Genomic DNA, 14,376 nt, shown 5'->3' with positions numbered 1-14,376 from the left:
TGGAAGAAGATTTTTTGAAATCCTTTTTTATCGTTTTTGTATCCTGAGAGGTTTTGTGACAAACCTCTTTTTCTTTTTTGAAGAAGAGGGACGGATCGATAAGGAGGTTATTGTATGTCAGCAGAATCGATTGTCCAGTCTAAAACATCTCGTGTGCAATGGATCGCAAAAGTTTCGATCTTATCGGCAGTTGCGTTTCTATTGATGCTCTTTGAGATCCCGCTTCCATTTTTTCCGCCCTTTTACAAATTAGGGTTTGATGAAGTAGCCGTTATGATTGGCGGCTTTGCGATGGGGCCGTTGGCCGGAGCGGTGATCGAAACATTAAAAATTGTTTTGAATCTTTTGTTCCAAGGGACAGATACCGCTTGTGTCGGAGAAATATCCAATCTATTGATTGGGTTAGCGCTGGTCGTTCCTAGTTCTATTTATTATCAGCGCCACAAAACAAGAAAGGGAGCCTTGATTGCTTTAGTGATTGGTATTCTTTCTTTAGCGGTGATTGGATCGTTAGCCAATTACTTTATTGCGCTGCCGGCGTATTCGTATTTTTACGGACTGCCGATGGAGGCTATCGTCGGTATGGGAACAGCATTGTTGCCAATGGTTTCCAATACCTTTACCTTCGTGTTGTTTATGACATTGCCTTTTAATATATTAAAAGGAATTATCGTGGGGATTATTGTATTTGTACTGTATAAACGAATCTCACCTCTTCTGCATCGTTGATTTTTTCTAAGGTGAGAGATGTTCTCCTGCAGGGTTTATCCCTGCTTTTTTTTGTTTGACAGAAAAAGTTTTCCTTAGTATTATATTTAGGCACTGGAGAGTTGTCCGAGCGGTTTAAGGTGCAGTCTTGGAAAGGCTGTGTGGTTAACGCCACCAAGGGTTCGAATCCCTTACTCTCCGCCATTGTCTGTAAAGTCCTTTAAGCAAGGGACTTTTTTTAATGGGTAAAAAAGAAAATACAACTCAAATCGAAACACTATTTGAATTGTTTTTTAAGATTTTAATGTTTAAAAAAGAATTTGATTTATAGAAGATAGGCAGATGTAAACAAGGATACCGACGACTAGAAGAATCAAGATAATCGATACGATTTTCCAATCTTTTTCTGAAACGGATGTTTTGGTGTTTTTTTCTGCTTGTTTTACTAGTTTGACATAAGCGAGCTGCTGTTGTTTGTATTGATCAATTTGTGCTTGTTGAGTGGCTTTGCGCCGTTGTTCTTTTTCTTCGGATGATTCTTGTTTTGTGAGGACCAAGTCGATTTTATAATGCATATGATCGAGGTTTTCTCTTTTGAAAGTTTGATCTTCTTGCAGGCACTTGGTTTCTCCTCCATATACAAAAGCGGTTAAGGATTCAAAACTTTGTTTTGTATAAAGAGAAAATAAATCTCTGGCCTTTGTTTTATCGATCACTCCAACACTCTGATGATCCAAGATAAGAAACAGCTGATCATCCTGATCCTTTAATTCAATCTGTGTCTGATCGAATTTTTTCACAAAGCGATAGATTTTTTGGCCTCGTTTCTTTTTGGATTGAATTGTTTTTGGATCGAGATAGAAATCGGGGTTTTCATTTTCTTCTTGGAATAGGTTTAAGGATTCCAGCTGAGAAAGAAACGGATCTAAATCTTGAATAGAGTAGAGGATCTTAGAAGAAACTTCTTCTGGTTCAATATAATAGGATACGGGTTTAATTTCTTTTTTGGGGAGTTTTTGTGGTTTCAATAATTGATTCAAGTAGGAAGAATTTGATTTTTTAGTCATGAAAGTTGCCTCATTCTCTGGTTCCATTATAAAAAAAGTGAAATGGGGATTCAATTGAACTATTGAGATTGTGTGAAAATATAGAATTTTCATGACTTTTAGATAAAAGATGTTAGAATACTCTGTATGAAAGGAATGTGTGAGTATGCGAGATCCTTATGAAGTGTTAGGGGTATCCCGTGATGCTTCCGCTGATGAAATCAAATCGGCTTATCGAAAATTAGCCAAAAAATATCATCCGGACCTTCATCCTGGCGATGAGGAATGTGCTAAGAAGATGCAGGAGGTCAATGCGGCCTACGATCAAATCACAAACCCGGAAAAATATCGCTCTACTTATTCGCAATATCAACAAGGGCAGTCCAATCCTTACGGAAATGCGTATCAGGATCCTTTTAGTTTTTTCTACGATCAACAGTCAAATCAAGGGCCTTTCCAGAACACGCATTTTTATTACTATGGTCCTTTTGGCTTTGGTTCATCTCATGGACCAATGCAGCGTAGAAGCGGCGGCTCTTTTTTGAGAAACTTCATTATTTTGATCTTTATCATCAATATGCTTTCGTATTGTTCCCGGTGGTATTATCCGATGTACTATTATTCAGGAAATTCAAGATCGGATGAACAGACACAGGAAGAACAAAGAAATCAGTGGAATACAGAAAACAGCGTGGAAGCTTAATTAGCCTCCACGCGATTTTTTATTTCTTGTTCTAAATAATCCTTGTCTTGTTCTTTCTTTTTAGGAATAAAGTTTTGAATAAAGACAAAGCGGTCTTCGTTTTTGACGTAGAAGAAACTAAACACCGAAAAGACACCGGCTCCAATAAAGTTAACGAACAAATCTTCCATGGTGTCAATGAGACCGATATCGATATATCCTTCTTGGGAGATCACTTTTCCATCCAATGAGACTTCATGAATATCTTCTACTGTAAAACCGGGAATCGATTCATCTACCCCCGCAGAACGAACCGTCGTGATCAATGTATCTTTTTGCGTATCCATGCCAAATAATTGATCCATAGAGAATTCAAAGAATTCCCAAAGCACACCAATCGTCATAGAAAAGGTGAAAGAGACAATCGCCATATAGATTGGCGAAAGAGCAAATTGAATCTTTTGACTGCGGTTGAGTAAGCTGACAGTTGAAAAGCCTACAGCAGCACAAACAAAACCATTGATCGTATGTAAGATCGTATCCCAATAAGGAATCGAAAAATAATAGTTATCGATTTCTCCCAAGATCTCAGCAGCATAGATGAAGACCAGGATCAGAATCTCGAGAAAGATGGGAAGTTCGACTTTAAAAGTCAATTGCACAAAGCTGGGTACTAAGAACAAAAGCAATGTCAAAATGCATGTAAAGATGTTTTCGTAGTTTCCCAGCATGATCTGACGGATCAAAACCAATAGAACGAGAAAACGCAAGATCGAATAGACCAGGAACGAAGAGCGATGTTCCCGCACTTCCATTTTTAAAGCGGCAGAAAGGCTTCTAAAATACATTTTGATTTTATGCATCTTGGAATCGGCTCCTTAATGTATACATCAAAATTCCTCCGGCAATCGCAACGTTGAGGCTTTCGAATTGTTCCATCTCGATCTTGATCAGCGTATCGCAAAGATCTAACAGTTCGGGATGAACGCCTTGTCCTTCATTGCCTAAAACGATCCCATAAGGAGCTTGGATCTGTACGTCGCCCAGAGATATGGATCGCTGATGAAGGCTGGTACCCAAGATCTTCATTCCTTCTTTTTGGTGAGAAGAAATCACTTCTTCAAGGGCACCTCGTTGGATCGGAATATGAAAAATGGCACCTTGCGAAGCTTGTAAAACTTTCGGATTATAAAAATCAACCGTGTGTTCTGAGCAATAGATCTTGTCCATCCCAAATGCGAAAGCAGTTCGGATGAGTGTTCCGGCATTGCCAGGATCTTGAATATCGTCCAGGATCAGGATGGCCTTCTCCTGCTTAGGATCTTGTTTTGGCTTTTCACACAGACCGATGATCTTTGCCTGTGAATTCTGGTTGGACAGCTTTTGTATAACGGGAGCGGAACAAACCGTTGCCCGATCTTCAAAAAGCGGTTCCATTCCTTCTAATAAAAAAACCTCCTTTAGACAATGGGCGCATTTTGCTTCTTCGATCATATGCATGCCTTCTACAAGAAAGAGTCCAGTGTGGTCTCTTTCTTTTTTTGTATGGAGTTTACAAAGTTGTTTTAACTTTTTGTTCTGTGTTGAATTGATGATTTTCATGGCTTTATTGTAGCATGCCTTTCAGAAAATGCCACGTTAACTAAAATGAGGTTTACGAGTGTTGAAAAACTGATCTCGGTACTGGCTGTGATATGGCCAGGGATACAAAGGCATAGAAAGGAGAAGACAAAACTTGCCAGTAAAAGTTTTTCCCATAAGACAAGATCTTTTTTCCAGCCGAAATAATAAAGCCACTCTAATACAAAAGTACCTACGCTAAGAATGGCAATCCAGACATGGAGGTCCTGGATCCAAAAGGCAGATTGAGGGGCATAAGGAATCATACAGGAAAGCACCATACTGGCACAGAGGATCCGATGAAGATTTTTTGAATACGGGAATAGTGTCTTTTGCCAGCAGCGCAATGACAGATCATAAAAACCAAAAGCACTTAAACAAGCCCAAAGGATCAAATAGACAGGGTGTCCCAGAGTGTTGCCGATGTAGCTGAGATTATCGTAAAAAATATCGATCCAATAAAAGGGAAGTAGATTGATCAAAGGATTTAAAATGCAAAATAAAAAGAAATAGATCCATTTTCTGGCGTTCATAAAAAAAATTTTAACTTTTTTTTGAATTTTTGTCATTTCTTACCGTATCTAATAGTGAGGTTACAAAGAGGTGAGCTGTATGCAAGAATGGATCCGCGTCATTTCAAGATCATCTTCGACTCTGGAAGTTGCTTTAAATCATCCAGAAAAACTGGATGTCCATATCTTTAAAAAAATGGCTGCGGACGATTATTGCCTAAAGTCGATGCTTCATGATCCAAAACGGGCATTGATTCGGTATTCGATCCAGGATTTGGTCACTTTGTCCGATTTTTTAGAACAAGTAACCTTTGAAAACGAAGACGGATATCTTTTCTTAAAGAATCTTTTCGAATGTGCGATTGCGGTCAATCGCAACAAACCTGTCTTATTCGATCCATCCTTCGTCTTTGTTTCCGGATATGGTGATGCCTTTTTCTTTTTGGTCGTACCTTTACAGCTGGAAGAGTGGATGTTCCAAAAAGAACGGATCCAGGAGTGGGTCCAGTACCTTCGAGATCATTTCAAAACAACAACAGATTATGAGATCCCGGGATTTTTGGTCCGATTCTTACAGGCAAAAGAATTTTCGCTGCCCAATCTGGTTCTAGGACTGGATCAGCTAAAACGAGTATTTCATCCGAAACGGAATGTGTTTTTTTGGAATCATAAAAAAACGGCATTTCGTTTAAAAGAACCCATTCACGCTTTATATGATTCATCCGTTGCATCCGCACCCTCTCAGGATCACACGCAACTGATAGGTCAAACGATCGAACAAGGGGCTTATTTAGAAACCCTCTCGGGGGATCAGCGGTTTGAGCTTCATTTCGAATCTACCTCGATTGGTCGCTCCATTGCCTCGGACATACGATTACCTGAAGACTCTATTTCCTTAAAACATGCCGAGATTCTTTGTGAGAATGACCGATACTATATCAAAGACTTGAAAAGTAAAAATGGGACTTATCTCAATGATAAGAAGGTGATCCGCAAGATGCGTCTCAAAGACCAAATGATCGTGACTTTTGGCGGTGTAAGTTTCCGTTTCCGACAAGAAGATGCCTAATCGTGAACGATATCAACTTTGTCAAAGCTTATCTAAGAAACAAGACTTATGGGTCGACCTCGTAGAAGATCAAATGACTGGAAAACGGTATGTTCAAAAAACATTGGATCGATTACAATGCTCTCCTCTTTTGTATCACCAGTTCAAGGTGGAGATCGATATTTTGTCTCAAATCCAAAGCCCTTATATTCCGCAGCTGATGGATGTATGGGAAGATGATCGTTTTATCGTATTGATGGAAACATGGTTGGAGGGAGAAGATCTAAGATCATGGATCCAAACGCATCAAAGGCAGTGGAGACGATGCCGTAAAAACTTCATCTTGGAACTGATGGACCTCTTGGAAAAACTTCATGAACAAGGATTTCTTTATATTGATCTGAAACCAGAAAATTTGATGATTGTACAAGAACGTCTTTGTTTGATCGATTTTAATGCCTGTATTCCGATTGGTTCGCATAAGGCGAGTTTAGGAACACAAAAATATATGGCTCCTGAGCTTTTGGATTCGCGAAGAAAGGAGGAGACAACGGATATTTATACGATGGGAGCTGTGTTTCGATCGCTCTTTCCGTTCGGATGGATGCGATTTTGGCTTTGGAAATGCAGGCGAAAAGATCCGTTGAAGCGATACGCTTCCATTTCGCAGGCCCGACAAGGCTTTTATCGATTGTTATGGGGAAGAAGGATCGGAATTTTAATCATTTCAATCATTCTGTCTGTTTTCTTCACAATGTTTCGATCTTTTACCCCTGTCGACATTATCCAGGAATATGAAAACGAACTTCAAGGAATAGAAGGGTCACGATACACCAAAGCACAGAAACTTTTATCAAAATGGATCATCGATGAACGTTTTGAAAATGATGTTTTAAAAGATGTGACGGCAGCTTCTTATTTTCTAGAGCAAGGGATCTTGACCGGGAACGAAAAGATTCTTCGCTATCTGATGGAGCATGTCCCGGAAGAAACGGTAGAATCTCTTCCTTTACAGTCGCAATTGTCAGTGCTGCGTTTTCAGGATCCATTGTCCTACTCGGATATTCAAATTCTTTTGGATCAAATCATTCATGAGAAATCAGGTTTAAATCAAGTCCATCATTTTCTACAGATCGAACAAGCTTTATTAGATAAAGAGATCGTCTTAGAAAAAGAAGAACGAAACCTCGTGAACGAACTGGTATTTACTTGGGACCAGGAATTGGTCCTTGAGGAAAAAGAGAGCTTTCGTAAACTGACTCTTGTTCATGTGGAGTACATCCTATTTTTAAGAACACAAGATATCAAAGATCTAAAGATCCCGGATTTGTGGCTGCAAGAGTTTCAAGAAGAAGAAATCGTTGCGATCTTTAAGGATTGGGACAGGAGGATGGAATGAAAAAGATACTATGTTTATTGTTTTGTCTGGCATTTGGCATGCCTATATCTGTTTTTGCCCTGGAAGAAAAACCACCACCTATAGAAACTGAAGGTCCAGAGCCGCTCTTATCGGTCTGGTGCAATCAAGAAGAGGTGCAAGGTCATCTGGATCTGAGGCAATCAAGTGTTTTAGAGGTCTTTGTCAAAGAGGATATTCAATCCGTCTCGGTTTGGATCGATGAGGATCCCTACCTTTTTGAAATTGTAGAAGGAGCTTTTGACATCCCTGTAAGTTTAGAAAATCAAAAGATTTTGATCCAAGCCACTGATCTTTTAGAAGAGACAATCACAAAAGAAATTGAAGTGCATGGTCTATCCGATTTAAAAGTACAAATCGAGCTGGATTCAATGTACACGTTAAAAGATACGCAGTATATACAATTTGGATCGACTTGTTTAGATGAAGTCCAGGCAGAGATCTATATTGATAAAACTCTTGAGCAAACAATAGATTGCCTAGGAAAAGATCAAGTTCATTTTACGTTGCCTAGGTCTGGTGAGATTCAAGTGAAATTGAAATATAGAGATTGTGAGGCTCCGATATTGATCAATAATTCAGAATCGTTCACCTTTTTCTTTTCTTGTGAAGAGCCTGAAGTCCAGATTCTTCCAGAAGCAACATTATCTAACCAGAATGTTCTCGTTCAATTTAACGGACCAGATTTTATTGAAAAAGTGGAAGTAAATGTTGATGATGGACAATCGATCCAGACATATTCTTCTTTAGAAGATCGAACGCTTTTTAAAAGAGATGGGGAAGTCATCACCTATCAAATCACAGTGAAGGGGTCTGATTTCTTTGGGCGTTCATTTACACAAGAGCAACAGGTGACGATCGATGCCAAAAAGCCGGCTCTCACTCTATTTCATCATGATCAGATCTTGCGTCCAGGAACATTGAATGTGTTTTCAGAACATTCTTCTTTGAATTTGGTTTGGGATGAACCTGTACAGATGAAAGTCTTTGCCTGGATGCAGGGTAAAGAAATCGAGATCCAGGATCTGAATTCTTTTTGGGCTTCTTGGCCGGATCATTCCCTTCTTTCTTTATGGATCCAAGGACAAGACCCGGCGGGTAATATCGGGGCATATGCATTTGAACTGCAAGTCATTCCTCCGGTCATGCCTGTGGTTCCACAAACGCCTATTAAAGATACGATCGAACAGACAAAACCAGAAAAGGAATTGGAAGAAAAAGAAATCAAAACACGTTATACCAGTTGGATCCCTGGAAATCTACAAGATGTAAAAAAGGTACAGAGAACCTGGAAAATCAATGACTCTCATCAAGTGGTATTAGAAAAACAAGAAGAAGAAATCCAGGATCACACCCGACCTTTGATCCAGATCCGTGCTGGAAAAGACGGCGATCTGTCGAAACTTCAGTTGGGCGATCGTGTTCGTATTACGTTAGTCAATACGCAGGCGTATTCACAAGATCGATTCGTCGAGATCCTCATCAATGAAGAAAAAGTCAATCTGAATCTTTTGAAAAAAGATGCCTTAGGAAATGAATATCTAGAATTTGAGATCGAAGATCCGATTACGAAAATCGAAGCCAAAGCCATTGATCATTCTGATAATACCACCACTCTTTATAAGACTTTAAAAATTCTGGAAGAAGAAGCTTTTTCATGGATCCCTTGGATCTTGATGGGAATGGTGGGGCTTGTCGGAGCTGTGGCAGTGATCATCTTAAGAAAACATGGTGCGAATCAAGATCTTGAAAAATGATCGATGTCTATTTCCGGAAGTCGATGCAGAACTTGTCACTGAGGGCTTGAAGTTCCAAAAAGAAAGAGAATCCATCTATCTGATCTTGCCAGACAAAAAGATTCGATTAACGAAAAACGCAGTCCGTATTCGAGAATGGACGATCCAGTTGGCCCCTAAACCCGATTCCTGGGAATTGATCCCGCTTTGTCAAAAGATGACCTTTGGCAGAGACTTAGCTTGTACGATTTCTTTACAAGATCCGACGATTTCTAAGATTCATTTTGTACTGTGTCACGATCATCTTGAAGATCCTGGCAGTACCAATGGGACGTATGTCAATGGCAGAAGAGAAAGGGATTGCCGTTTAAAGCCAGGGGATCATATCGTGTTTGGGAATCAGGAACTCTATTGGTTTGATGAAGTGCTCGTGACTGGTTTTTCCTGGAAAGGAATGATTCCAAGAATCTCGACTTTTTCTAAACCAGACATTCCACAATTATCAGCTATCCCGGCTTCCTATCCTGAATGGAATGGCGTCGAAGCAGAATTGGAAAGTCCGCAAACTTTGGCTCCCCTTAAGAAAACAAAGTGGTTTCAGGCTGTTGGTTCTTCTTTCTTGATCTTGATCTCCGGCTTGTGCAGTGCTGCGGTGATCTGGTTATGGATGCCGGAACAAAAATCTTCGATGAGCATGCTGTTGTTGAATTCGGTTTCAATGTGTTTGGCATTTGCCGGTTATGGATTATGGAACCGTCATATTACCTTTAAAGACCAACGAGAAGAAATCAAAAAACAAGAAACCAAGTATTTGCGTTATCTGGAAGATTTTCAAGCACAGATCCTTGTCCAAAAACAAAACATTCAGCAGATCATTGCCCAACAAGTCCGTTTCTATGATCTGAAACTATCGAATTTTCATAATCAAGCGGCTTGTGGTTTTGAACTTTGGATCGGGTATAGAAATGTTTCCTGGCTGAAAGTTCAATATCGAAAACCAAATTATCTGCAGGCCGATGAACCATTGTATCAAAAACAGGCGAAGTTGATTGAAAGTCTTTTAACACCCATCAAAGGACTATACCTTCTTCGTCAACAGGATCGAGTTTGTATCCATCCTTTATCCCAGGAACTGGTCGAGTCTTTATTTCTTCAATGGGTCTTGCGCGGATATCGTACGGGCCGCAAATGGATTTGGATCGACTCTCAAATGGATCCTCATCATCCTTTTTTGATGCATCCGGGATGCCAGATCCGTGGCCGCTTGAGTTTGGTTCGCAATCAACAAGAATGGGAAGCTCTGCAACAAGAGCTGGATCCTGACGATGAATTCGTGTTTTTGATCCGTGAATCCTTTGTCGATGTAAACAAGCTTCCTCAAGCATTATGCATTACAGATGTCGTAACGGATCCACAAAAGGTTCTGTATCCCGGACAGCTTCCATGGAGCCGCCCCTCCATGGAACTGTATCGACAGATCTGTCTGTTGCAGAATCAAGAGGAATCCTCTCAATCAATTCTTTCGCTTTTTCAAAAGCCAAAGAAAGGAGGCCGTCGTCCCGAATTAAAAGTGGTATTAGGGATGAGTCGAGATCATCAGAACGTGTACTTGGATCTAAGTGAATCTCAGCATGGTCCGCATGGTTTTATCGCGGGGATGACCGGAAGCGGGAAAAGCGAATTGCTGACTAATCTGTTATTACAATTGGTCGCTTTGAATACACCTGATGAACTTCAATATTTGTTGATTGATTTTAAAGGCGGTGCTTTTGGACAGGCATTTTATGAATTTTCTCACTGTAAAGGATACCTGACCAATCTGGAAACAGAAGAAGCAACTCGTTTTGGAATCAGTCTGCAAGCCTTTTTAAAAGAGCGCCAAAGAAAACTGCAAACTTTTGCGAAAGAACATCCAGGGATGAAAGTTCATATCGACGCTTACAACGAAGTGCTTTTTGAACACCCGATGGCCCATGTTTTGGTGGTGATCGATGAAATGGCCCAATTGAAGATGATCCTTCCGGATTTTATGAGTCAACTCAAAGAAATCGCCCGTATCGGCAGGTCTTTAGGGATCCATTGTCTGATGTCAACCCAAAAACCTATGGGTGTGATCGATGATCAAATATGGGCCAATACTGGCTTTCGAATTTGCTTGCAGGTAGGCTCGAAGATGGATTCCTACGAAGTTCTTCACCACGAACAGGCACAAAATCTGAAATTGCCGGGAGAATTTATCTTACAAGTACAAAATGAATCAAAAGAATGGCAAGGAAGAAGCTTTTATCTTCAAGAAAAGACGGCTCGATTTATAGACGGATATCGTGAAGTGGATGAATCCGGAAAGACGATCGGCGGCTATCATCAAGAACAATGGTCTTTATTTGAACAGATCGCATCGTCAATTCCGAAATCCAACTCAAAAAGTGATTGGATCGTCTGTCCGTTTGATCAAAATGCTTTTGAAAAGCAGGAGATCGCATTGATCGATCATTGTGAGTCTTGTTCGATGTCTGTCTGGGCTCCTAAACCCCAAACGATCACAGTGGTCTATTCTTCCTTCTTTTCTGAAACAAAAGCGTGGCTGCAAAATATTTGTGGTTGGATCCAGGAGCCTGTTTATGGGATAGAGCCATTGGCCTTGTCATGTTTTGATGAAGTTTTGAGTATGCATCAGGTGTGCCGCATCGACAGTTTTCAAAGCCCATCTCTTTGGCTGATCCCGGGGAATCGATTGACATTGGATCAGCTGCAAGTTCTTCAAGATCCGAAGTGTACGTGGATCGTTCTCCTTGACACATGCGATCAAAAAGCAAAGTCCTGGCTTTCTTTAGCGCATCAAAGAATCTGTATTTCTTATCGGTCCATTGACGAGATTCGTGAATTTTTCAGCTGTTATGTGGCCGCCAATGTTTCTTGTACGCATGAAAAAGGCTTGATCTTCGAAAAGAATCAACTGCATAAGATCTTATTTCATCACTTTGAAGGAAAGATCTCCAAGACAAGCGATCCAAGTTTTCTATTCAAAGCGATCCAAGACGATTTCTATTTAGGATTTGATCCGATTCGCCAGAAAGATGTTTTTTGGTCCAAACAAAGAAAACTGGTTTTTGCCTATGTGCAACCCTCTATACAAGATGTGCTGGAAAAAGAATTTATTTCCAAGCTGAAACAGATGGATCTGGTGATCCAAAAGAACGCTTTGATTCCGGGAGATGTCTATTTGTTTGATTTGTTAGCCCATGACTTAGATACCCAATGTCCTGAGTTTCTCTCATTGATCTATGATGCGGATATCGTATGGATGGGAAAAGGATTGCGTGAGCATGTGTATTTGTTGAAGCGAACGATACCTTTGGAGATGCCGACGGAGTGTATCGCATGGATCCGGGATGAGGTCTTTTGTCTAGAAGGAAAGGAGAATGAGCATGAATGATTTTTTGTTGCATATCCGGATATTTGATCAAAGAAAGATCCATCATGTTTGGATTCGGGATGTTGTCCTGGTTCGCACTTTTTTAGAGGATATCTCACGGTCTTGGGAGCTTCCGAAAACGGAGTTTGATCATTTTTTCTATCATTTAGAAAACGACAGAGTTTTAGACCCTGAGCTGTCTTTTGGAAACAATGCCGTTTTGAGCGGAGATCATTTTATTTTAGTGTAGGAGTGAAAAGGAAATGAAAATATCAGTCAATATTGAAGAAGTGGCCCAAGGAGCTGCTTATCTAAAACAGAAATCTTCTCAATATCAACAGATGATCGATCAAATTTATGCCCGTATGCATCAGATGCAAGGAATTTGGCAGGGAAGTGATCATCAAGCTTTCATCAATCAATTGGATCAGTTTCGACCTCATCTACAACAACTGACCAATGTGATCGAGGAATATGCTCAATATTTGTCGCAAAGTGCTCGTCTTTATCAACAAGTCCAGGAGGACCGTGTGGCCAAGGCGAGGACATTGGCATAAAGGAGGTCGTGGATGTCATCATTACATATTTCTTCTCAGGAAGTCTTTCAATATGCCAGCCAGTTAAAGGCCATGAATCAGAATGTGCAGGCTTTGTTTCATGATATCCAAAATCGCATGCACCAGATCGAGTCGATTTGGCAGTCGCCTGCATCTATGCGATTGATGGAACAGTTTCAACAATTGGATCCTGTCTTTCGTTCCTATGTAGAAGCGCTGGATCAATATGCGGTCTTTTTAGATCAAACAGCGCAGACCTATCAGGAAAATGAACAGATCCTTTCGCAAGGGATCCAAGTATGAATCCAAGTTTGAAATTGTATTATGAAGAATTGGCACAGTATGTCTTATGGGCAAAACAGCGAATGGAACTGGGAGCCGAGCCTAGAGAAGGTATAGCTTTGGCTCTTCAATTTTCAAAATTGTATCAAATGATCCAACTTCAGATTCAGGAGCTGATCATCGATGCCAATTGATACGGGAATCTATCGCGATGTTGCCCTAGGGCTGGCTTGTCGCCGAAAGGCGTTTGTCGAGAACGGAAAATATTCGATCGTTCAGCGCCATTCTCAGATCCAAAGCCTTGTCAACGGCTTGGTTAATCATTTAAATCAGAGTGCCAATGTGTATGAAGCGGCAGAAAACAACCTTTGGAACAGCGGATATGTTTCCACTTATATTCAAAATGGAAGTGTGCAGACCAGTCATTATGAGAATTGGAATGCGATTGCGCATTTGATGAAACAAGATAAAAAAACGACTCTTTCCGCCAGTGCTTCCTGGGCCTATAAAGAGGCGGGAGCTACGTTTCGAATGCGTTATGCCAGTGCTACGGCACGCGCCAAGATTGGGGATTTTCAAGTCAAAGGGTCTTGTGAGATCGGACTTTGGAAAGATAAGGAGTGGGACCCGCGTCTGGAAGTCAGTGCCAAAGCCCAGGCTTCGTTATTGTCCACTCAGGTCAGCGGCCGTGTAGGAACGAATAATGTGTATGCCACGGCCAGTGCCAAAGGATCTGCAGGCACGATCTATGCCGAAGCCACTTGTGTCTTGAGTCAGAACGAACAAACTTTGGAAGCGGGTGTCGGGGCAGCAGCGCTTCGCGGGGAAGCAAGCTTGGCATTTAATTTTTTTGGGGCCCGCATCACCTTGACGGCGGAAGGCTCCATAGGCAGTGCCGAAGCAAAGCTTTCTTATCATCACAAGAATCGAGAGTGGGAGTTTGGAACAAAGTTGGGATTTATCGCCGGTCTAGGTTTTAAGATCAACGTCAGCTACTAAAATAAGAAAGGAGAACGATGCGCATGAAAGAGTTGATGCCGATTGGGACCGTTGTCACATTAAAGAACGGAACGAAAAAACTGATGATCGTGGGGCGTTTGCAGGCCCAGAAAGATTCCTCTAAGGTTTATGATTATGCTGCCTGCCTTTGGCCGGAGGGAACCTTGGATTCACAACACTTCTATTTGTTTGATCAGGAGGATATCCATCTTCTATATCATATCGGACTCCAAGATGTTGAAGAGTTTCAGTTTCGCAGTGTTCTTGATGAAGAAATGAAAAAATTAAAAGAGGAAGGTCGTTATTGATCTTCCTCTTCTGCTAATTCAGGGTGATTGACGATATATTCTGGAT

16 protein-coding genes and 1 tRNA gene are annotated in these 14,376 nt (G+C 40.8%); 13 read left to right on the top strand and 4 right to left on the bottom strand.

Annotated elements, in window-relative coordinates; genetic code table 11:
* The first annotated feature begins 114 nt into the window (after positions 1-114).
* A complete protein-coding gene (locus Q0J48_RS04350; RefSeq protein ID WP_296241998.1) occupies positions 115-729 on the top strand; it encodes an ECF transporter S component in 615 nt (204 codons plus the stop codon).
* Positions 730-824: 95 nt separating this feature from the next.
* A tRNA-Ser gene (locus Q0J48_RS04345) sits at positions 825-912 on the top strand.
* Positions 913-1,016: 104 nt separating this feature from the next.
* Here the strand turns inward: Q0J48_RS04345 and Q0J48_RS04340 are convergent.
* Positions 1,017-1,775 carry a hypothetical protein gene (locus tag Q0J48_RS04340; protein WP_296241997.1) on the bottom strand — a complete coding sequence of 253 codons (759 nt, stop codon included), beginning with the start codon at positions 1,773-1,775 and terminating at the stop codon, positions 1,017-1,019.
* A gap of 145 nt (positions 1,776-1,920) precedes the next feature.
* On the opposite strand from Q0J48_RS04340, the gene Q0J48_RS04335 reads away from it, so the two are divergent.
* A complete protein-coding gene (locus tag Q0J48_RS04335; RefSeq protein WP_296241996.1) occupies positions 1,921-2,457 on the top strand; it encodes a DnaJ domain-containing protein in 537 nt (178 codons plus the stop codon).
* Here the strand turns inward: Q0J48_RS04335 and Q0J48_RS04330 are convergent.
* The 3 genes from Q0J48_RS04330 to Q0J48_RS04320 all read right to left on the bottom strand — a co-directional run bounded on the left by Q0J48_RS04330 (position 2,454) and on the right by Q0J48_RS04320 (position 4,589).
* Positions 2,454-3,299 (bottom strand): hypothetical protein, encoded by an 846-nt coding sequence (locus tag Q0J48_RS04330; protein ID WP_296241995.1) that lies wholly within the window; start codon positions 3,297-3,299, stop codon positions 2,454-2,456. The genes Q0J48_RS04335 and Q0J48_RS04330 overlap by 4 nt on opposite strands.
* On the bottom strand, positions 3,292-3,930 hold the full coding sequence (locus tag Q0J48_RS04325) for an RNA methyltransferase (protein WP_296241993.1): 639 nt from the start codon (positions 3,928-3,930) through the stop codon (positions 3,292-3,294). The genes Q0J48_RS04330 and Q0J48_RS04325 overlap by 8 nt, the downstream gene beginning before the upstream one ends.
* A gap of 104 nt (positions 3,931-4,034) precedes the next feature.
* Positions 4,035-4,589 (bottom strand): hypothetical protein, encoded by a 555-nt coding sequence (locus tag Q0J48_RS04320; RefSeq protein ID WP_296241991.1) that lies wholly within the window; start codon positions 4,587-4,589, stop codon positions 4,035-4,037.
* 79 nt (positions 4,590-4,668) lie between these two features.
* Between Q0J48_RS04320 and Q0J48_RS04315 the strand changes: the two genes are divergently transcribed.
* From Q0J48_RS04315 to Q0J48_RS04270, 10 genes are read left to right on the top strand one after another with little or no spacing between them, the layout of a single operon-like run.
* Positions 4,669-5,637 carry an FHA domain-containing protein gene (locus tag Q0J48_RS04315; protein WP_296241989.1) on the top strand — a complete coding sequence of 323 codons (969 nt, stop codon included), beginning with the start codon at positions 4,669-4,671 and terminating at the stop codon, positions 5,635-5,637.
* Positions 5,630-7,015 carry a protein kinase gene (locus Q0J48_RS04310; RefSeq protein WP_296241987.1) on the top strand — a complete coding sequence of 462 codons (1,386 nt, stop codon included), beginning with the start codon at positions 5,630-5,632 and terminating at the stop codon, positions 7,013-7,015. The genes Q0J48_RS04315 and Q0J48_RS04310 overlap by 8 nt, the downstream gene beginning before the upstream one ends.
* On the top strand, positions 7,012-8,790 hold the full coding sequence (locus Q0J48_RS04305; RefSeq protein WP_296241986.1) for a hypothetical protein: 1,779 nt from the start codon (positions 7,012-7,014) through the stop codon (positions 8,788-8,790). The genes Q0J48_RS04310 and Q0J48_RS04305 overlap by 4 nt, the downstream gene beginning before the upstream one ends.
* On the top strand, positions 8,762-12,205 hold the full coding sequence (locus tag Q0J48_RS04300) for an FtsK/SpoIIIE domain-containing protein (RefSeq protein ID WP_296241985.1): 3,444 nt from the start codon (positions 8,762-8,764) through the stop codon (positions 12,203-12,205). The genes Q0J48_RS04305 and Q0J48_RS04300 overlap by 29 nt, the downstream gene beginning before the upstream one ends.
* Positions 12,198-12,434 carry a hypothetical protein gene (locus Q0J48_RS04295; RefSeq protein ID WP_296241984.1) on the top strand — a complete coding sequence of 79 codons (237 nt, stop codon included), beginning with the start codon at positions 12,198-12,200 and terminating at the stop codon, positions 12,432-12,434. Before Q0J48_RS04300 ends, Q0J48_RS04295 begins: the two co-directional genes overlap by 8 nt.
* Before the next feature lie 13 nt (positions 12,435-12,447).
* On the top strand, positions 12,448-12,741 hold the full coding sequence (locus tag Q0J48_RS04290; RefSeq protein WP_296241983.1) for a WXG100 family type VII secretion target: 294 nt from the start codon (positions 12,448-12,450) through the stop codon (positions 12,739-12,741).
* 12 nt (positions 12,742-12,753) lie between these two features.
* On the top strand, positions 12,754-13,044 hold the full coding sequence (locus Q0J48_RS04285; RefSeq protein WP_296241982.1) for a WXG100 family type VII secretion target: 291 nt from the start codon (positions 12,754-12,756) through the stop codon (positions 13,042-13,044).
* Complete coding sequence (locus Q0J48_RS04280) at positions 13,041-13,217, top strand: hypothetical protein (RefSeq protein WP_296241981.1); 177 nt, start codon at positions 13,041-13,043, stop codon at positions 13,215-13,217. Before Q0J48_RS04285 ends, Q0J48_RS04280 begins: the two co-directional genes overlap by 4 nt.
* On the top strand, positions 13,207-14,022 hold the full coding sequence (locus Q0J48_RS04275; RefSeq protein ID WP_296241978.1) for a hypothetical protein: 816 nt from the start codon (positions 13,207-13,209) through the stop codon (positions 14,020-14,022). Before Q0J48_RS04280 ends, Q0J48_RS04275 begins: the two co-directional genes overlap by 11 nt.
* 23 nt (positions 14,023-14,045) lie before the next feature.
* The gene (locus tag Q0J48_RS04270) at positions 14,046-14,330 is read left to right on the top strand and encodes a DUF4176 domain-containing protein (protein WP_296241976.1); all 285 of its coding nucleotides are present in this window, start codon (positions 14,046-14,048) and stop codon (positions 14,328-14,330) included.
* The last annotated feature ends 46 nt before the right edge of the window (positions 14,331-14,376 follow it).

It is taken from the genome of uncultured Faecalicoccus sp. (assembly GCF_944325745.1).
Taxonomy (GTDB): Bacteria; Bacillota_I; Bacilli_A; order Erysipelotrichales; family Erysipelotrichaceae; genus Faecalicoccus.
The sequence above is the reverse complement of the archived record's forward strand: the minus strand, read 5'-3'. Positions and strand labels throughout refer to the sequence as shown.

Coding starts and splice junctions, on each gene's coding strand:
- Q0J48_RS04350 (WP_296241998.1), top strand. CDS start 115: ATGTCAGCAGAATCGATTGTCCAGTCTAAAACATCTCGTGTGCAATGG.
- Q0J48_RS04340 (WP_296241997.1), bottom strand. CDS start 1,775: ATGACTAAAAAATCAAATTCTTCCTACTTGAATCAATTATTGAAACCA.
- Q0J48_RS04335 (WP_296241996.1), top strand. CDS start 1,921: ATGCGAGATCCTTATGAAGTGTTAGGGGTATCCCGTGATGCTTCCGCT.
- Q0J48_RS04330 (WP_296241995.1), bottom strand. CDS start 3,299: ATGCATAAAATCAAAATGTATTTTAGAAGCCTTTCTGCCGCTTTAAAA.
- Q0J48_RS04325 (WP_296241993.1), bottom strand. CDS start 3,930: ATGATCGAAGAAGCAAAATGCGCCCATTGTCTAAAGGAGGTTTTTTTA.
- Q0J48_RS04320 (WP_296241991.1), bottom strand. CDS start 4,589: ATGAACGCCAGAAAATGGATCTATTTCTTTTTATTTTGCATTTTAAAT.
- Q0J48_RS04315 (WP_296241989.1), top strand. CDS start 4,669: ATGCAAGAATGGATCCGCGTCATTTCAAGATCATCTTCGACTCTGGAA.
- Q0J48_RS04310 (WP_296241987.1), top strand. CDS start 5,630: ATGCCTAATCGTGAACGATATCAACTTTGTCAAAGCTTATCTAAGAAA.
- Q0J48_RS04305 (WP_296241986.1), top strand. CDS start 7,012: ATGAAAAAGATACTATGTTTATTGTTTTGTCTGGCATTTGGCATGCCT.
- Q0J48_RS04300 (WP_296241985.1), top strand. CDS start 8,762: ATGGTGCGAATCAAGATCTTGAAAAATGATCGATGTCTATTTCCGGAA.
- Q0J48_RS04295 (WP_296241984.1), top strand. CDS start 12,198: ATGAATGATTTTTTGTTGCATATCCGGATATTTGATCAAAGAAAGATC.
- Q0J48_RS04290 (WP_296241983.1), top strand. CDS start 12,448: ATGAAAATATCAGTCAATATTGAAGAAGTGGCCCAAGGAGCTGCTTAT.
- Q0J48_RS04285 (WP_296241982.1), top strand. CDS start 12,754: ATGTCATCATTACATATTTCTTCTCAGGAAGTCTTTCAATATGCCAGC.
- Q0J48_RS04280 (WP_296241981.1), top strand. CDS start 13,041: ATGAATCCAAGTTTGAAATTGTATTATGAAGAATTGGCACAGTATGTC.
- Q0J48_RS04275 (WP_296241978.1), top strand. CDS start 13,207: ATGCCAATTGATACGGGAATCTATCGCGATGTTGCCCTAGGGCTGGCT.
- Q0J48_RS04270 (WP_296241976.1), top strand. CDS start 14,046: ATGAAAGAGTTGATGCCGATTGGGACCGTTGTCACATTAAAGAACGGA.